General features: G+C 54.6%; 21 protein-coding genes. 5 read left to right on the top strand and 16 right to left on the bottom strand.

The window, feature by feature from the left end:
* Nucleotides 1–3 precede the first annotated feature (3 nt).
* Nucleotides 4–264 carry a FeoC-like transcriptional regulator gene (locus THINI_RS16010; RefSeq protein ID WP_002709598.1) on the top strand — a complete coding sequence of 87 codons (261 nt, stop codon included), beginning with the start codon at nucleotides 4–6 and terminating at the stop codon, nucleotides 262–264.
* Nucleotides 265–272: 8 nt separating this feature from the next.
* On the opposite strand, the gene THINI_RS16005 is transcribed toward THINI_RS16010, so the two are convergent.
* From THINI_RS16005 to gspG, 16 genes are all read right to left on the bottom strand, one after another.
* Nucleotides 273–1,226 (bottom strand): Lcl domain-containing protein, encoded by a 954-nt coding sequence (locus THINI_RS16005; RefSeq protein WP_002709597.1) that lies wholly within the window; start codon nucleotides 1,224–1,226, stop codon nucleotides 273–275.
* A gap of 197 nt (nucleotides 1,227–1,423) precedes the next feature.
* A complete protein-coding gene (locus THINI_RS25325) occupies nucleotides 1,424–1,975 on the bottom strand; it encodes an Lcl domain-containing protein (protein WP_169314633.1) in 552 nt (183 codons plus the stop codon).
* A complete protein-coding gene (locus THINI_RS25320) occupies nucleotides 1,972–2,505 on the bottom strand; it encodes a hypothetical protein (protein ID WP_154724434.1) in 534 nt (177 codons plus the stop codon). Before THINI_RS25320 ends, THINI_RS25325 begins: the two co-directional genes overlap by 4 nt.
* 355 nt (nucleotides 2,506–2,860) lie before the next feature.
* Nucleotides 2,861–3,625, bottom strand: a complete 765-nt coding sequence (locus THINI_RS15995) for a hypothetical protein (RefSeq protein WP_154724433.1) — start codon at nucleotides 3,623–3,625, stop codon at nucleotides 2,861–2,863.
* A gap of 235 nt (nucleotides 3,626–3,860) precedes the next feature.
* The gene (locus tag THINI_RS15985; RefSeq protein WP_002709594.1) at nucleotides 3,861–4,886 is read right to left on the bottom strand and encodes an FAD:protein FMN transferase; all 1,026 of its coding nucleotides are present in this window, start codon (nucleotides 4,884–4,886) and stop codon (nucleotides 3,861–3,863) included.
* A 6-nt stretch (nucleotides 4,887–4,892) separates the two neighbouring features.
* Complete coding sequence (locus tag THINI_RS15980; protein WP_002709593.1) at nucleotides 4,893–6,341, bottom strand: dynamin family protein; 1,449 nt, start codon at nucleotides 6,339–6,341, stop codon at nucleotides 4,893–4,895.
* Nucleotides 6,342–6,350: 9 nt separating this feature from the next.
* Nucleotides 6,351–7,217, bottom strand: a complete 867-nt coding sequence (locus tag THINI_RS23635; protein ID WP_002709592.1) for a hypothetical protein — start codon at nucleotides 7,215–7,217, stop codon at nucleotides 6,351–6,353.
* A 222-nt stretch (nucleotides 7,218–7,439) separates the two neighbouring features.
* Complete coding sequence (locus tag THINI_RS26060) at nucleotides 7,440–8,201, bottom strand: tetratricopeptide repeat protein (protein ID WP_002709591.1); 762 nt, start codon at nucleotides 8,199–8,201, stop codon at nucleotides 7,440–7,442.
* Between the two features lie 59 nt (nucleotides 8,202–8,260).
* Nucleotides 8,261–8,884, bottom strand: a complete 624-nt coding sequence (locus tag THINI_RS15965) for a nucleotide-binding protein (RefSeq protein WP_002709590.1) — start codon at nucleotides 8,882–8,884, stop codon at nucleotides 8,261–8,263.
* Nucleotides 8,885–8,956: 72 nt separating this feature from the next.
* A complete protein-coding gene (locus THINI_RS23630) occupies nucleotides 8,957–10,438 on the bottom strand; it encodes a hypothetical protein (RefSeq protein WP_002709589.1) in 1,482 nt (493 codons plus the stop codon).
* 18 nt (nucleotides 10,439–10,456) lie between these two features.
* A complete protein-coding gene (locus THINI_RS15955) occupies nucleotides 10,457–14,242 on the bottom strand; it encodes an efflux RND transporter permease subunit (protein WP_002709588.1) in 3,786 nt (1,261 codons plus the stop codon).
* Between the two features lie 24 nt (nucleotides 14,243–14,266).
* Nucleotides 14,267–15,382 (bottom strand): efflux RND transporter periplasmic adaptor subunit, encoded by a 1,116-nt coding sequence (locus THINI_RS15950; RefSeq protein ID WP_154724431.1) that lies wholly within the window; start codon nucleotides 15,380–15,382, stop codon nucleotides 14,267–14,269.
* A gap of 200 nt (nucleotides 15,383–15,582) precedes the next feature.
* Nucleotides 15,583–16,200 carry a type II secretion system minor pseudopilin GspJ gene (gene gspJ / locus THINI_RS15945; RefSeq protein WP_002709586.1) on the bottom strand — a complete coding sequence of 206 codons (618 nt, stop codon included), beginning with the start codon at nucleotides 16,198–16,200 and terminating at the stop codon, nucleotides 15,583–15,585.
* On the bottom strand, nucleotides 16,197–16,613 hold the full coding sequence (gene gspI, locus THINI_RS15940) for a type II secretion system minor pseudopilin GspI (RefSeq protein WP_050988070.1): 417 nt from the start codon (nucleotides 16,611–16,613) through the stop codon (nucleotides 16,197–16,199). The genes gspJ and gspI overlap by 4 nt, the downstream gene beginning before the upstream one ends.
* A gap of 1 nt (nucleotide 16,614) precedes the next feature.
* The gene (locus tag THINI_RS23625; protein ID WP_002709584.1) at nucleotides 16,615–17,145 is read right to left on the bottom strand and encodes a GspH/FimT family pseudopilin; all 531 of its coding nucleotides are present in this window, start codon (nucleotides 17,143–17,145) and stop codon (nucleotides 16,615–16,617) included.
* A gap of 15 nt (nucleotides 17,146–17,160) precedes the next feature.
* A complete protein-coding gene (gspG, locus tag THINI_RS15930) occupies nucleotides 17,161–17,586 on the bottom strand; it encodes a type II secretion system major pseudopilin GspG (RefSeq protein ID WP_002709583.1) in 426 nt (141 codons plus the stop codon).
* 136 nt (nucleotides 17,587–17,722) lie between these two features.
* Between gspG and rrtA the strand changes: the two genes are divergently transcribed.
* The 4 genes from rrtA (at nucleotide 17,723) to THINI_RS15910 (ending at nucleotide 20,867) form a co-directional block, all read left to right on the top strand.
* Entirely contained in the window at nucleotides 17,723–18,241 is a 519-nt protein-coding gene (gene rrtA, locus THINI_RS15925) for a rhombosortase (protein ID WP_169314628.1), read from the top strand.
* On the top strand, nucleotides 18,238–18,930 hold the full coding sequence (locus THINI_RS15920) for a ComF family protein (RefSeq protein WP_002709581.1): 693 nt from the start codon (nucleotides 18,238–18,240) through the stop codon (nucleotides 18,928–18,930). Before rrtA ends, THINI_RS15920 begins: the two co-directional genes overlap by 4 nt.
* A gap of 33 nt (nucleotides 18,931–18,963) precedes the next feature.
* On the top strand, nucleotides 18,964–19,830 hold the full coding sequence (locus THINI_RS15915; protein WP_002709580.1) for a YicC/YloC family endoribonuclease: 867 nt from the start codon (nucleotides 18,964–18,966) through the stop codon (nucleotides 19,828–19,830).
* A gap of 107 nt (nucleotides 19,831–19,937) precedes the next feature.
* A complete protein-coding gene (locus THINI_RS15910) occupies nucleotides 19,938–20,867 on the top strand; it encodes a DnaJ C-terminal domain-containing protein (protein WP_002709579.1) in 930 nt (309 codons plus the stop codon).
* Nucleotides 20,868–20,911: the final 44 nt, after the last annotated feature.

Genomic DNA, 20,911 nt, shown 5'->3' with positions numbered 1-20,911 from the left:
GCCATGTTGCTGGGTGAAATCCGCGACTATCTGAAGCGGCATGGCGTTGCCAGCCTGCATGATGTGGCAACCCATTTCGACATATCGCCTGACGCGGCACGGTTTGCACTCAGTTATTGGCAGCGCAAGGGCAAAGTGCGGGAGCAGGCTTCCGCTTGTAGTTCTGGTGGGTGTGGCGGAAAAAGCTGTGGCGACCCGGAGGCCGCCACAGTTTATGAGTGGGTGAAGAGGGAAATCCCGCTTCGCTGGTTTACCACCCGATAGCGTGCTGCTTATTTCGCAACAGCGCGGATGAAATCGTAGAACTGGAAGCTTTCTACGTGCTCAGGCACTTGGCGCGCTGCATCCTTACTGTAGAAGTTTACCACTTTGCGTGTACCAGAGGCTGTACCCGCATCGCTTGTCCAATAGCCACGGATAAATGCATTGAGGTTATCCGTCCCGTTGTCATACCCTTCGGTTGGCCCAACAGCAGAGTAAATGTAAGGCGCGTTGGCAACTGAAGTATCAATCAAACCTTTCAGTTCAGCGGTAGTTGGTAAACGCCAGGTTGACTTGCCACACAGCTTCGCATCATTCAACGCCTTGATATAAGCATTTGTATCGCACGTGGCCAAAGTGCTGCCTACCATGGAGCAGGAACTGGTCAAGGTTCCCGTAGAAGCACCACCAAACAGTACACTGGCCTTATCCGCTGAAGTTGCCGCCGCTGGCCCGCCATTACCCCAAATATAGCCATAATCTTTGTCACGATAATCACGGGTCTGGGAGGTGCCGGAAGCTGCATCAGTGAATGGGACTGTCTTGACTTCCCATGTCAGACTGGTGGATGAATCCGTAACACAAGCGACCCGCTTGTTTGCATCCAGAATCTGGGTAAATGTTTTGGCAGCGGTACCCGTACCGGTGGACGTGCCTGTACCGGTGGATGTGCCCGTACCCGTACCGGTGGACGTGCCTGTACCGGTGGACGTGCCCGTACCGGTGGACGTGCCCGTACCGGTGGACGTGCCCGTACCGGTGGACGTGCCCGTACCGGTGGACGTGCCTGTACCGGTGGTGGATGTGCCCGTACCGGTGTCGGTAGAATCAACAGTGCTGCTACCGCCACCGCCACAAGCAGACAAAACAGAAACAGAAACGGCAAGTGCCGCCATCAGCCCTACTTTTTTCATCTTGTGGAACATGATACTTTTTTCCTCAAAAGACAAAAAATCAATCTTCATATCCATTTTCCTGGTTTATTGGGTTTGTAGTCATTCCTTGGCTTAACTTATTAAGCCGATTTTATTTATAGCACAAGATAGAAAAAAGATTTAATCGAGACAGACTGACGGGAGCATTTTTACAGCTTTTTTACATCAAAAGATAAACAAAGCTGATGGAAGCGTCTTAAAAACACAACCATCAGCAGGACTAATTATCAGTTACCAGAAACCAGACGGATGCGCGTCAGGTTATCGCGTGGGTTAATACCGACAAAAGGCCATATCTGCATCGACAAGTCCGTTGTAACCAGGAAATTGGCACCCACTTGGGTTCCAGAAGGCGACACGGAAGAAGACAGGAAAGGATACTGGTACAAAGCAACAACCGCTCCATCAGCAAAACGCATGTCATTAAAGGCAGAGGTATCTATGGCAGGGTCACCCGTCGCGGCATAATTTGCAATACCTGTGGGAACCCCTGGCTCAGGGAATTTTCCATCTTCCCCTCTGCCTGTCGTTGAACCTGAAGTACCGACCAGTTCAAGGATCGTGGGCAAACGCCAGTTGGTTTTCCCACACAGCGCCATGCTGTTCACCAATTGGATGTAGGCATCGCTATCACAAGTGCCTACACCAGCACAGGGATAAGAACCACCAGCTGGCGACATACCGCCATGACCTAGCTGATAGAGCCACTCCCGGTAACGTGGGTCGCCCGCCGTGTTTGACTTGATTTCCCACACCAGGCTGGTGGTATTGTCTTTCACGCATGTCCAGCTGCCAGCCGCACTGGCCAAGGAAGCTCCTGAAGCGTCGAGCTTGGTGTAACGCCCTTCGGTACCAGTGCTGCTGCCCGTGCCCCCAGTGCCAGTTCCGGTGCTGCCCGTGCCTCCAGTGCCGTCGGTGCCAGTTCCGGTGCTGCCCGTGCCTCCAGTACCGTCGGTGCCTGTTCCGGTGCTGCCCGTGCCTCCAGTGCCGTCGGTGCCTGTTCCGGTGCTGCCCGTGCCTCCAGTCCCGTCGGTGCCAGTTCCGGTGCTGCCCGTGCCTCCAGTCCCGTCGGTGCCAGTTCCGGTGCTGCCCGTGCCTCCAGTACCGTCGGTGCCAGTTCCGGTGCTGCCCGTGCCTCCAGTGCCGTCGGTGCCAGTTCCGGTGCTGCCCGTGCCTCCAGTGCCGTCGGTGCCAGTTCCGGTGCTGCCCGTGCCTCCAGCGCCGTCGATGCCAGTACCACTAGTACCAGTGCTGCTATCAGTGCCACCGGTGGTGGTTGAACCGCTTGCACCAGCACCTGTTGAGCCATCCACGCCCACACTGCTATTGGTGCCTGACGTATCAGTAGCTCCACCTACAGCACTGTTATTGTTGTCACAGGCGCTCAACAAAGAAGCCAGTAAAACGATGGCAACTGTCAAACCGGAGGTTTTATTTGCCAAACCTTTTCTGGAAACAAGAATTTCTTTCATAAGCCATAACCAATAGAGATAGTTAATAAAAATATTAACTGAAGCAACTTCAGCTTTTATTGTTATAGCACAAATCGAAAAAAATTACGCAACCCCAGAAAAAATAGCAAGCCTTCCATAAGTCAAACGTAGTACATTAAACCATCTTGAGCTTGGCTGGTATAAATCTATCAAGTCTATATAAGAATATTATTAGAATCCATTTGGTTCTGAATTTGGCATCTCGTCCGAATTGGCATCCAAAGTAATATATGGCATCGTATTGACCCCACCTGTTGCCGAACGGCTGCTTGGCTTAGTCCCTCTGACTGCATTATTTGCCTCTGCCTCGATATTGCCAGGTAAACATAGGCGGATATACCCTTGCAAGGCATTAAACGCACCAGAGCGTTGGGTATACTGATTGGCATTCAGGTCGTCCAGATAGCGTTGTTGCATGTCATGCACCAGCTTGCGGATGGTAGAGGACTCCAGCCCTGCCAACTGGTCACTGTTGAAGGTTTCAAATGCAGAACGTCCATACCCAAAGGCTGCCGCTGTCATCGCCAATTCACGGGCGCTAGCTTTGGCTACACCCATAATGCTATTGGTAAAGGCGCCTGTTTGCCCGAGCAGGCTTCCGTCGCGGAGGCTGCCTTTTTTCGCCCATTGCACCGCGTCAAGATAATTTTCACATTTCTGATTGGAATACTGGACACCTGCCATAATGAACTGGTTCCATTCATCGGTTGTGGCTGGATGGTCGGGCAATCCTGCAAGCGTGAGCAACGACCGATAAACATCTTCCTGACTACGGGCATACTTGGCTATATCCTGACTATCCATTTCTGAATCAGACCCGGAATTCAGTTCAACCATGTTATTGAGGGTTGAACAACCAGTTAGTGAGGTCACTGAGATCAGCGAACCAATGATTATTTTTATTAATGTGGATTTTTTTATTTCAAACAGACTCATGATTAACACTACTCCATGTTTCAAGTCTAACACTCCCATAAAAGCTATCCTTTCACAGAATGCTTTTTCACACTTTTTTATATCACATTTCAACAACAAATCAGCACGCCAAAACGATATTGATACCAAATTTTATTTATTTTCCAATAAATAAATTACTTAATTCATTGGGAATAGAATAAACACATAGCCAGATTGGCGATTACCCAAAGCACATCAAGACGCAATTACAGCACTAAAAATACGCTGCAAACCCAGGCGTAGCGTAGGTTTCAAAAGCGTCTTGCTTGCGCCAGATAAAATAGGCAGAAACACCATGCTGTTCAGCAAAAGGCTTGCCTTTGATTTCCCCCAGCGCCATCAATACAGTGGCATAGCCATCCGCAAGTGCCGCAGTATCCGCCAGAACCGAGACTGACGCCAGGTTATGGGTGACCGGGTATCCGCTAGCGGGGTCAATGGTATGCGAATAACGTTTACCGCCCTGGATAAAAAAGTTCCGGTAATCCCCAGAAGTCGCCAGCCCCATATCCTCCAAATGCACGCCTTGTTGGATGGCCCGCCCCTCTTCCTGCGGCTTTTCAATGGCAATCCGCCAAGCATCCCCGCGCGGACTCTTGCCCCGGGCACGTACTTCTCCAGCGACTTCCACCATGTATTGCCTGACCCCCAATGACTCCAGATACAGCCCGGCCTGATCCGCAGCAAAGCCATCCGCGACGGAAGCCAGTTCCACTTGAAGGTCAGCCTGGGTTTTACGCAAGGCAGGAGGGTCAAGACGCACCTGTAATTTCTGATACCCCACCTTGGCAAGCACCGCATCAATATCGGCTTGGGAAGGCACAACATCCTTGGCTGCATCATGGGAAGCAAACCCCCACAACTTGATCAACGGGGCAATGGTTACATCATATACGCCGTTGCTTTGCTTGCTGAGTTGCAGGGTCATGCTGACCAGTTCCGCCAGTTCCGCCGATACGGGAAACCAGCCAGCTTCTTGGTACTGGTTGAAACGTGAAATTTCCGAATCTTTGTCCCAGCTCGCAATCCGTTTGGCCGATGTAGCCATAGCCTGTTCCAGACCAGCCTGAAGGGTTTCAGGGGCAACATCTGCCGGTGGGTCAGTTAGGGTGACATGCCACAAAGCCGTGCCCTGCATCCCCTCCAGTTTTAACCCTGACTGCCGTTCACAGGCGGACAGCAGCAAAACACAAAGCGCCAACACAAGGGCTGGCGCTTTATAAAGAAGATAAGGCCGCATTCCCAACTAAGCCTGCTTGCCAGACTTGCCCTTATCACCAGAAGGGCTGGTGAAGCGGTCATTCAAATGCTGCACAAAACGGTCTGTGGCGTGGCGTATCGCATCCACCCGGGCACGGGTGCGCCGGTTCCAGCCTGCCGGGGAACCCTGAAAAATGCTGCGCCAGACCTTGGTGCTTTTCATGAATGCTGTGGACAAGTTGCCGAAGGTCTCTTCCTTGCTTAAACGCTCTGCAACCCGCTTGGCCAAACGGTTACGTATCAGGAAATGCACGCCGAAAGCCAGCAACGCAATCACAATGATAATTGCGCCCGTTGCCCAGACATTACCAGCAAGCGAAGCCAACCATGGAGGGTTGAACAACAGCCCTTCCCAGTAGCCGAATTCCACACTCATGGCCAAAAAGGCTATTGCCAGCAAACCAAACACCAGCGCATCCGCCGCCAGCACTTGTTTCTTCCAGCGCTGCAAAGCTTCGCGCAAGCGCGGAATCGCCTGTTGTTCAATCTGGTTAGCCAAGGATTCCATACTGCCGATGATACGGTAAACACGCTCAATGTTTACCCCATCCACCCGTGCCATAATCCGGCGATAGTCGACATCTCGCTTGGCAACATAGCGCGCCCAAACATTCTCGTCCGCCACCGGTGTCGCCAACCGGTCATTGAACAGAATATGGAAGCTACCTGCGGACAGACCCTGTTGCACCAATGCCTTTTGCCAAGCCGACACAATATCCTCCAGATTGTCTTCCCGCGCGGAAGTGTCAATCTGGTTAAGGATAAACAGGAATTTGCTGCTGTCATTGCGGCGCATCGCCCCTTTGACAAGGTGTTCCAGGGTATCCTGCATAGCACCCGGCTCAGGGTGGCGGGCATCGAAAAACACCAGCACCAGATCGGACAATTCAATAATGTGGTCGGTAATCCGCAGGGTTGCCTTGCGCTGCTCATCGGCATCAAACCCCGGTGAGTCAATCAGAATCCTACCGCGTATCTTTTCGCTGGGGGCCACCTTCATTTGCAGGTAATTATCAATTTTTGCCCCTTCACCAGCGGAAACATGCTCAATGTCCTCACTGATCTGGTAGAAAGGGAAACGTGGGTCACCATCCAGCGCCAGCCCCGGCAGGGTACGCACCTGCGCATCAGGGCTGAAGGTAATCACGGTAAAACGGTCATCCACCGCCTGATTGCCGGTACGCTGCAAGTCGATACCGAGAAAAGTATTGATAAAACTGGACTTGCCTGCTGAAAACGTCCCCAGGACTGAAATCAGCGGCCACCAGGAAATCTGGGTCGCGTAGGATTCGCCATTCGTCAACAAACCAAGTTTCTGCGCAACCGCATCCAGTTCCCGATATTGGTTGACAGCATCAACCAACACCGGATTTTCCCGTTTGAGGTGCTCCTGCAACCTTTTCAGGCGCTGTTCCATTCGCTTGGCTGGCGTCATGATTATCCTCTATTTGGTGGCAATGGCGGTGGCAGCAGCAAGCATATCCTGCTCTGGCATGATGGCACTATGGCCATCCCTGGCTGTGGCCGCACCCTCATCCGGCGTTGGCGGCCCAACCACAGGCACCGATTCCACTGGCGCAGCCTCAACCGCTGTTTCCACGCTCACAGGCATAGGCATAGGCGCACCAGCATTAACGGCAACACCGTTCTCTGGCTGCAGGGTTTGTTGTGTTGCTGGTGCATTGCTGGCAGCTACTGCTTCCGCAGACACCTGCGCGGTAGGAGCCTGTGGCCAGCCATAATAATTGTAGTATGGGGTTGCAACAGCAGGTGGCGGAACGACATACGGCGTAGTCTTGTCACTGCCAAACGGCGTGAACTTGTTGAACATCTTCATCGGGCCGGAAATGTTCTTGTTCATGCTCCAGACATCACGCTGCATATTGTAAGTTGATACCGCCATATTCTGGGTAGAAGCATTCATCTGCTGCATGTTGCCAGCCATATTCTGGGTGCTGCCATTCATGTCGACGATGTTGGAAGTCATTTGGCTGGTCGAAGCCACCAGGCTGCCCATCTGCCCGGTCATGGTGTTCATATTACCCGAAATTTGCGCCATATTGTCCTTCACCGAAGTGTGCATGTCTGAAATGGTTTTCGTCAACTCATGGACATCCGATGTTAGCGACTGCACCAGATAAAAGCCATAGGCGGACAGAATGATGAAGGCGACCATTGCCGGGTAGACAATCATCTGCAAGGTGCGGGTTACGCTGACCTGACGCTCCTCGAAATCCTGCAATTCATCCTCAACATCGTGCAATTCATGCTCGATATCGTCCATTTTCGGAGTTTTTTCGACCGTTCCCATAATAATGGCTCCTGTTGCCCGCATCTGAACCTGCCTCATACAGGAAAACTGCGGTGTGCTACTGTGAATGCCTTACGGCATGTCCGTTTGACTGGACATCTTTTTCATCACCTATCCTTTGGTATTGTTCGTTTTTATCTTTTTGTTTTCTTTATGACAATAAAGGCAGGCCAAGGTTGTGTCAAACCCCAAACCTGCCTTCATTATACCTACCGCCACAAATTATTTGTCCAGGGCGGCATCAATCTGCTTGGCTAGTTCAGGGTCAACCATGTCTACGTATAACTTCATGTTGAATGCTTCGGTTACACGGCCCTGTTCCGCAAGTTTGGGGGCAATTTCCACAAACAAGGCAGAAGCCTTTTCGGTATCGCCCAGCTTCCAGTACACATTCGCCAACTCCCCTTTGTAATCAATGGAATCAGGTGACTGTTTGAGCAGGGATGAATAGAACTCAACGGCACTATCTAACTCATTGCTCCAATAAGCTTCACGCGCTGCCCGCAGCAGATCAGCAGGTTGTTCGGAAGTGGAAGCCGCGCCCTCTGCCTGTTGCTGGGTAGTTGCAGCGGCAGCAGCTGGTGCAGGAGCAGCTGGTTGTGCTGGAGCAACAGGGGCTGCCGGTTGTGCTGGGGCAGCAGGTGCCGGTGGCTGCGGTGGAGCGACAGGGGCTGCCAGTTGCGCCGGGGCAGCCTGGATACCAGCCACAACGTCTTGTTGCGCCGGGGCGTTCTGGGTTGCCGAACCGTCAGCTGACGGGGCTGCGCCTGCCTGAGCTACAGCAGCATCACCGGCTTGTTGGGAGACTTCGCTACCGGCATGGGAGCCAGCAACTTCAGCGGCTGGCTGGCCGTGTTCAGCAGCGGCTTCCTGCTCATGATCGCCAGTTTTGCCGCTCATGCCAAAGTTCAGCAGGATGGCGATAATAGCCAGCAACCATGCCAGCAAGATAGGATGTTTCATCAACCAACGTAAAATATTCATCTAAATCTCCTTAAAACCCCAAAATCAAAAAAATCAGGTTACGTTTATCGTTTATGTCGTCACACAGGATACAGGGCTCGCCCCAGGGCATCGAGTTCCAACGCTGCCTTGGATCGTGGCTCCATCTCGAACACGGCCAGACCTTCGCTGAAAGAGCGCCGGTAAGTCGTGCGCATATACAGGCGCGGTTCCAGCAACTGGATGCCGCCGAGCATTTGCATGGCCTCAGCTGCCTCACCGGTTTCACGCACAGCATGATGGGTATCCGCCCGGTTAATGATGCCGAGTATTTCTACCGGCTTACCGCTGCGGATATCCGCAATCATTTTCAGGAAACGCTGGGTTGACCAGACATCCGCCTGACTGGGCGCTACCGGCACCACGATACGGTCAGCTTTACTGATAGCAGTTTCCACCGCCGCCATATCAGCCAGACCCATGTCTACCAGCACCTCAGAATTGGCGTCATCGCTGCCCAGACTGGCCACTGAGGTCACCGGATCAATGGCAGGCAGAAACCCCTCCTCCTGACGGATTTCAAATGCATCAACCGTGGTTGCCTGTGGATCCAGGTCATACACAACCACATGCCGGTTGTGACGGGTCGCCACCCACAACGCCAGATTGAACGTGATGGTGCTTTTGCCGGTTCCGCCTTTGAGGTTACCAATCAGCGTAATCATCAGGGACTCACTTCGTCTCGGTTGCACTGGAAACCCGCCACCCTGGTATCCGGGCAGCGGGCAGACACACGTTTACTGCTGCACCGGCGGCTGGGCAGGCACATCACCCTCCTGGCTCGGCATAGGCGGCACTGGCATATTGCCTGGAGCCTGCTGCATCATGCGCCCCTGGCCTTGCGGCCCGCCACGCATCATGCCAGCGCCTGAGCCTGGCTGACCGCCTTGCATCATCATGCCCGGGCCACCCTGGCCACGCCCCATGGGATAGCCTTGCGGCATGTACTGGTGCATTTCCGGGTTACGCATACGCTGTTGCATCTGCGGTGGAACCGGCTGCCCCTGCATCTGCGGCACATTATATTGTGGCGGCGGCATAGCGCCTTCACCATACCCCTGTGGCGGCATCGGGATTGCGTACAGGTAATAATACGCAGGCGGCTGCGGCATCAGTGGCGGTGTCGGCATGGCTGGCACTTCAGGTGTCGCACTGGCCGAGGCCTTACCCGGTTCAGCAGGAACGGCTGGTTTGGCCGACTCGGCAGAAACCTCTGGCTGTTCTGGTTTTGCTGGCTCGGCAGGAACGGCTGGCTGCTCTGGCTTGGCCGGTTCTGCTGGCACTGCCGGGGCAGCCGGTGGTTCAGCCTTGGCAGGCTCTGCCGGTGGTGCTGGCATGGCTGGGGCAGTAGCAGCGTCTGGCGTTTTCATCTCGGGGATGGCTGGCGCTGCCGGGATTTCCGGAACCTTGATATCAGGCGTAGCCGGAACAGCAGGTGCTGCCGGAACTTCAACCGTCTTCACGGCTGGCGCTGCCGGAACTTCAGGCTGTGCCGGGACATCTGGAACCTCAGGTTGAGCCGGAACTTCAGGCTGTGCGGGGACAGCTGGCGCTTCAGGCTGCGCGGGCACTTGAGGCTGCTCAGGAATTGGCGGAATGTCTGGCTGTTCCGGAGCCGCCGAAACCTGGCCTGCTTCTGCCTTGGCAGCACCTTCTGCCGGAGCTGCCATCACAGGCGCTGCTGGTGCGGCAGATGCCTCAGGAGCTTGCATATCGGGAACCGCAGGTGCTGCTGGCGCTTCGGGTGCTTTCATATCTGGAACAGCAGGGGCTACTGGCGCTTCGGGCGCTTTCATGTCCGGAACTGTCGGGGCAGCTGGTGCGGCAGGCGCTTGTATTGCTGCTGCATCAGCAGATCCAGCCGTATCATCAGTGGCAGCAGCGTCAGTACTGACATTTGCCGGGGCTTCAGGAACTTCGGGTTTCGCTGGCATTTCGGGTTTGGCAGGCGCTTGCGGTGCATCAGGAGAGGCCGGTGTTGCGGGCGCATCCGGCTTGGCAGGGGCTGCCGGCGCTACTGGTGCGGCCAGGGCTGCACTGTCAGCGCCTTGCGTAGCAGCAGCCTGATCGCCACTGGCCTCAATAACAAAAGGCCCCGGAGGAGCCGGAGGTAAATCTGCTGGTTCAGCCCACACATTCGCGTTGAGCAATACCAATGCAGCTGAAGTCGCCGCCGTGGCAACTGCTGACGCAAGTTGCTTTCTATTGAATGTCTTCATGCTAGTTTTCCTTCCAGATTAAATATCCGTCTTGAGTTTTATGCCCCGCCGACCAGAGGATTTCTTGCGCTCCAGGAATTCACCGGGAAGCGGAGCCATGTCACTGGGTTGCTGGTTTTGTATTGAAGTCACGTCTTCCTTGACGGCTTCCCCAACTGAATCTTTTGTCTGCACCGGCTTTACGTCCTGGCCATTACTTTGCGGCGCTGCTGGTTGCGCTGGTTTTGTAACTGGACTGCCGGCAACTTCCTTGGCAACTACGGCAGCGGCCTGCACTTTGGCTTGTTGGCGCACCTTTGCCTGTTGCGCCGTTTTCCGCTCTTTACGCTTTTGCATCAACTTGCGCCCAGCACCCAACCAACCTGCAATACCACTGGCTAAGCCTTTTCCCAACGAAAGCACATACATACCAGTGTAAGCCATCACGTCTTTGGCGGCGGCACCAGCGCCTTTGCCAGATTTGACAGGCTCATGCGCAACGGCATGGCCCTTGCCTGCGGAGCCACCACCGAGGGGGGTTCCGCCATTGCCACCATCAGTCGGGCATCCGCCCAGGGATTTGCCTGCACTGATGCAACCCAGCGGAATGATCAACAAGGTCAGCAGGGTTGCCACCGCGCCACCAAAAATCAGTGAAACCGCCATACCCTGGAAAATAGGGTCGGACAAGATCACCATGGAGCCGCCAAACAACGCCAGCGCCGTAATAATGATAGGCCGAGTACGTGCCTCGCAGGAATGGATTACCGCCTCCAACACCGATTCTCCCCTGACGACAGCCTCGCGGGAAAAATCCACCAACAGGATGGAGTTACGCACAATGATCCCGGCCAATGCAATGAAACCGATCATGGATGTGGCCGTAAACTCGGCATCCATCAACCAGTGACCCGGCACGATGCCGATCAGGGTCAACGGAATCGGCGCCATGATAATCGCCGGCAAGGTAAAATTGCCAAATTGCGCCACGATCAACATGTAAATCAATACCAGGGCAGCAGCAAAAGCGATACCCATGTCACGGAAAGTTTCCCAAGTCACCGTCCATTCCCCGCCCCACTCAAAGGCGGATTTGCTTTCCACCCCCTCTGGCGAGCGCAGCCAGAATGCCTGCTCCACCAAGCGGGTTCCATCCGGCGTCACGTAGCCTTCACCGTTGTTGGCTTCCGCTAGCAAAGTTTCGACCTGACCTTGACCGTAAACAGGCGCAGCCAAACGGCCAACCGTTTCTGCCGTGACGAATTCGACGGGGCGCAAATCCTTGCGGTAAATCGGCTTATCCTGCTTGTCGAATACGAATGTGCCCAACTCATGTAATGGCACAAATTGCCCGGTATGGTTGGTGACCGGCAATTGCGACAAACGGTAAATCTGCGACCGGGCGCTCAGCGGTACCTGCATGACAATGCGGGTTGGGTCAATCAGGGCGTTTTTCTTGATGTCGCCCAAGATGAAGCCCCCCATGGCCATTTCCAGCGTGCGGTTGACATCTTCCGCCGTAATGCCATTGCGTTGCGCTTTGTCGGAATCGACGATGAAACGCAGGATGTCGTGGTCGTCTTCCATCATGCTGTCCACGTCATCCAGGTTTGCGGCCTGGCCGAAGAATTTCGTCATATCCGCTGCCACCTGGCGGCGGGTATTAGCGTCCGGACCATAGATTTCCGCCACCACGGATTGCAGCACGGGTGGGCCAGGCGGCATTTCGACCACCTGAAGTTTGCCACGAGTACCTTTGAGCAGCGGTTGCAACAGCGCGCGCGCCTCCACCGCAATCTGGTGGCTGGTGCGCTCACGATCATGCTTGTCCGTCAGTTGCACCTGGATGTCAGCCTGCCAAGCTTGCTGGCGCAGGTAGTAATGCCGCACCAAACCATTGAAGTTGAAGGGTGAAGCTGTACCAACATAGGTTTGCAGCGCGGTCACTTCCGGAATGCCTTGCAGCTTGCTCGCCATCGTATGTACCAGATTGGCGGTGACAGGCAGCGCCGTACCTTCCGGCATGTTCAGTACCACATTGAATTCAGGCTTGTTATCTAGCGGAAGCATTTTCACCCGCACGGCTTTGAACGGGTAGAACAGCAACATAAAGGCAAAGAACACCACCACAATGCTGAGCAGGAACAAACGTCCCTTGGCCTTGCTCGTCACCAGCGGCACAATGATGCCACGGAAAAAGCGTTCCATCTTGGCGGCCTGCTTGTGCTCCTTTTCGGCGGACTCATGCAGGCTTTGCAGGGATGGCTTGAAACGGTTGGTCAACCAGGGTGTGAAAGCAAAGGCGGCAAACAGCGAGATGACCATCGCTACCGAACCCAGCAACGGGATGGGCAGCATGTAAGGCCCCATCATGCCACTGACGAAACCCATCGGCAGCAGAGCGGCGATAACGGTGGCGGTCGCCAGAATGGTCGGGTTACCCACCTCACGCACCGCGTCAATCGCGGTTTCAACATCGGTATCCTCAATCAACAACCAGCGGCGGTAAATATTTTCCACCACCACGATGGCATCATCCACCAGAATCCCGATGGAAAAGATCAACGCAAACAAGCTCACCCGGTCAATGGTCATACCCATAAGCCAGGCCGAAAACACGGTCGTGGTAATAACCGCCGGAATAACGATCAGCACCACCCCGGCAGCACGTAAACCAAGGAAGAACCACACCAGCAGCGTCACCACGCCGGTCGCCACGAACAGTTTAAAGATCAGTTCATCAACCTTGGCTTTAGCGGTTTCACCGTAGTTACGGGTGACAGCCACATTGATATTGTCAGGGATAATGCGCCCTTTCAGGGTTTCCAGCTTCGCCAGCACCGCATTGGCCACATCCACGCCGTTGGTACCATGCTTTTTGGCAATCGCCAAGGTGACTGCAGGCGCATTGTCAGCCTGTTCCGCGCCTTCTGGCAGTTCATGGCCGGTGTAATAACCAACCGAACGGGCTGCATCGCTAGGCTCTTCCGTCACCGTCGCCACGTCACGTACATAAACGGGACGCCCCTCAATGACCGCCACCATCAGACGTTTCACATCCTCGGCAGAATTGAGGAAAGCACCGCTGTATACCCGGAACACACGCTCATCCGGCTCCACCGCCCCGGTATTACGCTGGGAGTTAGCCATGCGGATCGCGTTCGCCACCTGCTCCAGGGAAACGCCAAACGTCGCCAGGCGCTCGGGAAGGATTTCCACTTTCAGTTCTTCATGTCGCCCGTCGACAATAAAGCTTTGGCTGGTGTTTTCCACCTCGCGCAGGATTTGCAGTACATCCAGCCCTACCAGGCGCAAGTTGGCGTCATCTACTTCATTTGACCACAGGGTCAGGGTCACCAGCGGTACATCATCCGCACCCTTGGGCTTGACCAACGGCGGATTTGCGCCAATAGGAATACGGTCTTTGTTGGACTCCAGCTTGTCATACAGTTTGACCAGCGAAGGCTCAAGCTGCTGACCGACGATGAACTGCACCGTCACCATCGCCTGTTCGCGCGCGGAATAGGAGTAAACATGGTCGACCCCGGTCATTTCCGACATGATGCTTTCCAGCGGGCGGGCAATGAGATTCTCCACCTCTTGCGCCGACGCACCGGGGTAACGCACGAAAATATCCACCATCGGCACGGAAATCTGCGGATCTTCCTGACGTGGCGTCATTTGCAAGCCCAGCAAGCCAACAGCAAAGAAAGCCAGCAACAGCAATAGGGAAAGCGGCGAAGTGATAAATGCCTTGGCCATGGAACCGGCCATACCCAGATTATGGTGCGGCGCTGCTGGATTGGTATGTTGGGAATCAGTCATATCTACTTTCCATCACAAGGCATACTATTGATTTTTAAAGGGCATCCAGCCCGATGAAACACCCGCAGGCGGCTTGTCAATGACACGCTCGTCCGGCTTCAGGCCAGACACCACTTCCACCATGCCATTGCCCTGTTCTGCACCAAGGCGCACCAGCCGCAACTCCGACGTATTGCGGTCATTCACGACCAGCACGCTGGGTAAGCTGCGCCCGCTCAACAAGGCCGTTTTCGGAATGACGATGACCTTGGCATCGCCGTTTTTGGGTTCAGGCAAAAACACTTCCGCGTACATGCCCGGCGCGGCCACAATATCCACGGGCAGGTCAAACTTCACCGTTACAGTATGGCGGTTGGGGTCAGCGACCGGGTAAATCTGTGAAACCTTCGCCATGGTACTGCTATTGCCGTCAATCCTGACCGGCACTACCATCCCTTCGGCAAGGTTACCTACCAATCCGGAAGGCACATCCGCCAACAAGCGTTTATACTTGACGTAACCGTATTTGATCAAGGGCTGACCCGGTTGGACGGTATCACCCTCTTCCACCATCTTTTCCAAGATAATGCCTTCAAAGGGAGCCATTGACTTGGCATCACGCAAAGCTGCTTCAATTTCCTGCAACTGCGACACAGCCTGCTGCAAATTGCTTTGCGCCTGCGAAACGCCGGTAGCACTGCTCATCAGGTCGGTATAACGGCCCATATCGGAATCGTAATTACCCATAAACGAATCAGCGAACGGGCGTACCGCAAACATGTCAAACATCGCAGGCAAGCCAAAGCCGGGCATCGCGCCAATATCTTTACTGCGCGGGGAAACCAACTCTCGGGTATATTGCGCCTGGGAATTTTGCAACGCCGCCTGGGCAATGGAAATCTGTGCCAAGACAGCATTGCGCTTGGCCAATAACTGGGACTCATCCACCTGAACGATGACATCGCCTTGCTTGAAACTGGAACCCGCCTCACCTGCAACCAGCTTGACCACACCGGGCACCTGCGCGGATAACGTCACTTCCTTGTAGGGAATGACGGTACTTCCCAGTACGGACTGTGACAATGAACTGGTGGACTCAACACGCACGATGTCTGCTGCCTGTACGACAGGCAGCAGACAACTGCACACGAGCACTGCCATTAACCACAGCGTATTTATTTTTATCCTCATCGGTGTTTGTTCTTTCCTCAAAGCGGCGTAATCCTGAAAGCGCGCGGGAGGAAACACCAGTGACGCCACGCGCACCTGAACCTCACCATCCCCTCCGGATAATCTAGGCGAAACTATATCCTGTAAATCCATCCAATTCCAGTCAGATAGACACGAATATTAGCATATACTTATAAATATGTCATGAAAATACGCCGCACGCTTCCAAAGCGTTTATGCTGGAGAGAGAACTCCACCGCCACCAGTTTTTCCAGCACTTTCGGCAACTTGTCCACAAAGCCACCCCCGGCCTCAAGCCTGAAACGGAAGCGTGGTTCCCCTTCCACCCCATCCAACAAGACCAGCGATACCGGCTGCGCACTTTCCACATGGTCGACCAGATTCCAAGTTTGCCGCAGCAATTTACCATCTTCCAACACATAACGAACCCGCTGCAAACTGCTGCGCATCATGCCCTGGCCATCCGCCCGCAACTGCCAGGCAACATCGGGGTTACCACCACGGGTAAATTCCAGCGACACCCCCAATGCTTCAGGCTGGATGATGCTATTGTCTTCCTCGCGCTCCTGACCATTGTTCGCGGGGCGCAACAGTGCCAACTGGTGCATATCCCGCTCCACGAAAGCCATCGCACGTTGCAACTGCTGGAATTCAGCCTGTGGCTCTTCCACCCGACGGCTTGCATCCAACAACAAATTAACCGACTGATACGCCATCATCACCAACAAGGCAAACACCGCCAGTGAAATCATCAACTCAACCAGGGTAAAGCCACGGGAATGTTTCATTGCGCCTTATTCCTGCGCCGTGGTTGCGGGTTGGCCACATAGCCTACCTCCACTGCCATCACTTGCCGCTCCTGCCCAGCAGGGAATACACTGACCTTGATCCGGCGCAAATCTGCCTCCCCCGGCATGGCGGTAATTTCCTGCTGCCATTGCCAAGATGTGCCGCCCATTTCCGCCTTGCCCTCGGCCTTGCCAATGGCTGGGAAACCCTTGGCAGTCTGTTCCTCTGTAATCCGGTTAAGCGCCACCCAACGTGCCAAGGTAGTGTCTTTCATGCGGTTATAACCGGCGAAATCACCACTGCTGGTTTCCACGCTGACAGCAATGACTAACCCCAGCAACAGCAGGGCAAACATGATTTCGATCAGGTTGAAACCCTGCTGGCAGCAAATGGAAGGGGATATGCGGCGCACCTTAGCCAGTCTCCGCCGTTGCATCCAGTACACGGCCAACATTGTCAAACCTGACTATACCCTCACGTTTGCCTGTATCGCGCAGACGCCACTCAAACGGCATCATTTCCCCCGTAGGCAGGATAAACACTTGCGGGCGGATACGGCTGGCCGCAGGCAGGGCAACTTCCTGCCCTTGTAGGTATAGGGTTGGCTCATACTCCCCCCGGAACACATAATTCCCCAACAAGGCATCCTGCTGCACAGGCTGCCATTGCATGTGTTCGTCCTGGGCAAAAAAGGCATAGCCCGTATCACTGAAGCCCAACGCCAGCGCCTGCGAGCGCACAATGCTTTCATCCTGCGCCATCAGCACCCGCGTTTGCAGGCGGCTTACCTCCTCATTCAGCGGGTCGGAAACCGACAGGTTGAGCATGGAACCCGCCAGGGAATACAGGATGCCGATCACCATGATGACAATCAGCATTTCCAGCAGGGAAAACCCCCGCCACCCTGAATGGCAACGCCTTCTCAGCCGGGAACCTTTACGCATGGCCGCCTCCCCCTATTATTCCAGCTGCCAGCTACCGATGTCGTCGTCCGTACCTTCGCGCTTATCGGGGCCAAGGCTGTAAATATCGATTTCACTGCCGTGCGTGCCTGGGTTGAGGTAGCGGTAGTCATTGCCCCATGGGTCTTTGGGCAGGGCTTTCATATACGGATGCCAGCGCGGCGCATCACCCGGCTTGTTCACCAGCGCACCTAGCGCCCCCGATGGCGGGAAGGAACCGTTGTCGGCGCGGTACATTTCCAGCTTAATTTTCAGGTCACCGACCTCTTTTTTGGCCTTCAGGTTTTGTGCGTCACCCATGACATTGAGGTTGCTGAACACTAGCCCCAGCAAAATGCCAATAATGACGATGACGATCATCAACTCCGTCAAGGAAAAACCTTTTTGCCTCCGTTGATATGGCATCATTTTGCCTGTAGTCATGCGTTTCATCCTCTAAACAAGATTTCGTTAACGTGATTCTGGCATACTGTCAGACATGTTGCACACCCATAGAGCCTTCCCCACAACCCGCGTTTGCGGGAACATTTGCCTGATTGCCACTATATTCACGGTGTTGTTGCCTTTATTACAATTTTTTCACAATGCATTGCTATACCAGCGTTACCTGATTGAGGCGGGCGAAGTGTGGCGTATCTGGACTGGCAGCCTGGTACATACCAATTACTGGCATCTGACAATGAACCTGACCGGGTTCTGGATACTTGCATTGATTCAGCAGCAGCCACCCAGCAAATGGGCATTCCTCGGCCAGATTGTGTTCATCGCTACCGGCGTGGGCGCTGGCTTGTGGTTCATGAGCACCGAAGTCATTTGGTATGCAGGCTTTTCAGGCGTGCTGTATGGCTTGTTCCTGCTGGCCGGCATCCATCTGCTGGCTCTGCGGGAATGGGTAATGGCAGCGATCATCCTGGCCGGTATCTGCGGTAAAACATTGTGGGACTGGTTGCTTGGGGGGGAAACCCTGTCTGCTGACCTGATTGAAGCCCCCGTCATTTATGCCGCCCATGTTTACGGCATGGCCAGTGCACTGTTGCTTGGTATATCCACCCTGTTGCGGACATGCCGAAAGCCATGAAAGTAGCCGCACACCTGTTACAAGCGGCAAACCTGCTGCTACATCCGGGTTGCGCTTTTTGCGGCCTGCCCAGACTGCCCGGCTACCCGTTGTGTGAAGCCTGCCACGCCGATTTGCCCTGGCTACCGGTGGAATACAATCCGACCATCGCTGGTTGCACGGCCAGTCTGAGCGCGTTTGCCTACCACCCGCCCATCAACAACCTGCTACTGGGGATCAAGTTCGGCAAAAACCTGCGCGAACTGGCTGTCATGGGGGAACTCACCGCCGTCGGCATCCTGTCGCAACTGCCCACAGTACCGGATGCCATCCTGCCAGTTCCGTTGCATACGGCACGCTTACACATACGCGGTTTCAACCAGGCATTGGAACTGGCGCGACCATTGGCAAAACAGCTGGCCATTCCACTACTGACCGACACCATCACCCGCCACAAAGCTACCCAGGCACAAACCGAACTCGATTCCAACCAGCGCCAGCACAACCTGCATCAGGCGTTCCGGGTGCAAAAGCCCATCCGTCACCAACATATCGCCATTTTCGACGACGTTATCACCACCGGTTCCACCGCCCGGGAACTGGCATCCTTGTTGCTTGCCCATGGTGTACAGCAAGTCGACATTTGGTCTTGCGCGCGCTCAATCCTGCGGCAAAAGCATGAAGCCGGGGCGCAAATCGACTACCATTAACCCCTTGTTGAAAACCTACCGGAAGCATCAGCCATGATCCGCAGCATGACGGCCTTTTCCCACCGCGAACTCACCACCGCGCACGGCGTACTCAACTGGGAAGTACGCACGGTCAACCACCGTTACCTCGACATCAGTCTGCGCCTGCCAGAAGAACTACGCAGCCAGGAGAACACCTTCCGGGAAACCATCCAGAACACCCTCAAGCGCGGCAAGGTCGAAGCCACCCTGCGTTTCAGCCCTACCAAGGGCGATAACAGCGAAATCTGCATCAACGAACCGCTGGCACGCGCCCTGATCATCGCCTGCCGCCAACTGGAAGCCATCACCGACAACCCTGAACCCCTCAAGGCGGTCGACATCCTGCGCTGGCCCGGCGTTGCCCAAGATGTAGCGCCCGACACTGACATTCTGTCCGCCCACGCCAAAGCCCTGTTGCAGGACACCCTCGATGACCTGCTGGAAATGCGCGAACGCGAAGGCAAACGCCTGGCCGATTTCATCTATCAGCGTTGCGACCAAATTGCCGAAATCAACGTGCGCATCCGCAAGCACCGCCCCGGCATCATCGCCGCCCAACGGGAAAAAATCCTCAACCGCATTGAAGAGCTGAAACTTTCCCCCGACTACAACCGCATCGAGCAGGAGCTGGTGCTACTTGCCCAGCGTCTGGATGTCGATGAAGAACTCGACCGCCTGATGGCGCACCTGGACGAAATCAACGACGTGCTGGAACGCAACGAGCCGGTAGGCCGCCGCCTCGATTTCCTGATGCAGGAACTCAACCGCGAAGCCAACACGCTGGCCTCCAAATCCAACGATTCGGAAACCACCCAAGCCGCAGTCGACCTCAAGGTCATGATTGAGCAAATGCGTGAACAGGTACAAAATATTGAGTAAATTCAAGTGGGGCAATTGAATCCTAATTCGCAACCCTTATGATGGCTGGATAAAAAACGCCGCTTATGCGGCGTTTTTTATCGTAGACTCGACGGCAGAGGTATCACATGGAATACAAAGACTACTACAAAATTTTGGGGGTCGAGCGCACAGCCGACCAGGAAAGCATCAAGAAAGCTTTCCGGCGCATGGCAGCCAAGTACCACCCTGACCGTAACAAGGAAAAAGGCGCGGAAGATCGCTTCAAGGAAGTTAACGAAGCCAACGAAGTGCTGAGCGACCCAGAAAAGCGCGCCCGCTATGACCAACTGGGTTCCAAATGGCGTGCAGGTGACAATTTCAAACCACCGCCCAACTGGGGAAACACGGGAAACTCCCCCCAGTTTGATGCCTCATTTTTTGAAGACATCGCCCGCCGTGGCTTTGGCAACCAGAGTTCATCCTCCGGTTTCAGCGATTTTTTTGAGGGACTGTTTGGCTCCAGCTTCCGCCGTGGCCAACCGCCCCCTCCTCCTGGCGGTAACATTCATGCCCCTGGGCAAACGGCCACCATCCAGCTGGATCTGGAAGACATTTACCGCGGTGCCAACAAAACCATTCGCCTGCCATCGGGCAGCAGTATGCAGATCCACATTCCAGCGGGCGTGCATGGTGACAAAAAAATCCGCATACCCGGCAAGGGGCCAAACGGATCTGACTTTTTCCTCAAGGTCAAACTCAAGGAGCACCCGCTTTACCGGCTGGAAAACAATGATATTCTCATGGATTTACCCATCACACCCTGGGAGGCTGCTTTGGGTGAGACGATTACCGTGCCCACACTGGCGGGTAAAATCAGCCTGAAAATCCCAGTCGGCTCCCAATCCGGCAAAAAGATGCGACTGAAAGGCCGGGGCTTGCCTAGTGGCAGGGAACCGGGCGATTTATACATTGTGCTACACGTTAATACCCCGCCTGCTGATACTGCGGAACAAAAAGAGTATTATGCCCGGATGAAAACGCTGTTCGACTGGAACCCGCGGCAGCATATTACTTGACAAGGAACCTTTATCTCCGGATAACTGTCTGAAAACACTGGATA

The sequence above is a fragment of the Thiothrix nivea DSM 5205 genome, assembly GCF_000260135.1.
GTDB classification, from domain to species: domain Bacteria; phylum Pseudomonadota; class Gammaproteobacteria; order Thiotrichales; family Thiotrichaceae; genus Thiothrix; species Thiothrix nivea.
Note: the sequence above shows the minus strand (reverse complement) of the source record. Positions and strands in the feature narration are given on the sequence as shown.

Coding starts and splice junctions, on each gene's coding strand:
- THINI_RS16010 (WP_002709598.1), top strand. CDS start 4: ATGTTGCTGGGTGAAATCCGCGACTATCTGAAGCGGCATGGCGTTGCC.
- THINI_RS16005 (WP_002709597.1), bottom strand. CDS start 1,226: ATGAAGATTGATTTTTTGTCTTTTGAGGAAAAAAGTATCATGTTCCAC.
- THINI_RS25320 (WP_154724434.1), bottom strand. CDS start 2,505: ATGGCTCAACAGGTGCTGGTGCAAGCGGTTCAACCACCACCGGTGGCA.
- THINI_RS15995 (WP_154724433.1), bottom strand. CDS start 3,625: ATGAGTCTGTTTGAAATAAAAAAATCCACATTAATAAAAATAATCATT.
- THINI_RS15985 (WP_002709594.1), bottom strand. CDS start 4,886: ATGCGGCCTTATCTTCTTTATAAAGCGCCAGCCCTTGTGTTGGCGCTT.
- THINI_RS15980 (WP_002709593.1), bottom strand. CDS start 6,341: ATGACGCCAGCCAAGCGAATGGAACAGCGCCTGAAAAGGTTGCAGGAG.
- THINI_RS23635 (WP_002709592.1), bottom strand. CDS start 7,217: ATGGGAACGGTCGAAAAAACTCCGAAAATGGACGATATCGAGCATGAA.
- THINI_RS26060 (WP_002709591.1), bottom strand. CDS start 8,201: ATGAATATTTTACGTTGGTTGATGAAACATCCTATCTTGCTGGCATGG.
- THINI_RS15965 (WP_002709590.1), bottom strand. CDS start 8,884: ATGATTACGCTGATTGGTAACCTCAAAGGCGGAACCGGCAAAAGCACC.
- THINI_RS23630 (WP_002709589.1), bottom strand. CDS start 10,438: ATGAAGACATTCAATAGAAAGCAACTTGCGTCAGCAGTTGCCACGGCG.
- THINI_RS15955 (WP_002709588.1), bottom strand. CDS start 14,242: ATGACTGATTCCCAACATACCAATCCAGCAGCGCCGCACCATAATCTG.
- THINI_RS15950 (WP_154724431.1), bottom strand. CDS start 15,382: ATGGCAGTGCTCGTGTGCAGTTGTCTGCTGCCTGTCGTACAGGCAGCA.
- gspJ (WP_002709586.1), bottom strand. CDS start 16,200: ATGAAACATTCCCGTGGCTTTACCCTGGTTGAGTTGATGATTTCACTG.
- THINI_RS23625 (WP_002709584.1), bottom strand. CDS start 17,145: ATGCGTAAAGGTTCCCGGCTGAGAAGGCGTTGCCATTCAGGGTGGCGG.
- gspG (WP_002709583.1), bottom strand. CDS start 17,586: ATGACTACAGGCAAAATGATGCCATATCAACGGAGGCAAAAAGGTTTT.
- THINI_RS15920 (WP_002709581.1), top strand. CDS start 18,238: ATGAAAGTAGCCGCACACCTGTTACAAGCGGCAAACCTGCTGCTACAT.
- THINI_RS15915 (WP_002709580.1), top strand. CDS start 18,964: ATGATCCGCAGCATGACGGCCTTTTCCCACCGCGAACTCACCACCGCG.
- THINI_RS15910 (WP_002709579.1), top strand. CDS start 19,938: ATGGAATACAAAGACTACTACAAAATTTTGGGGGTCGAGCGCACAGCC.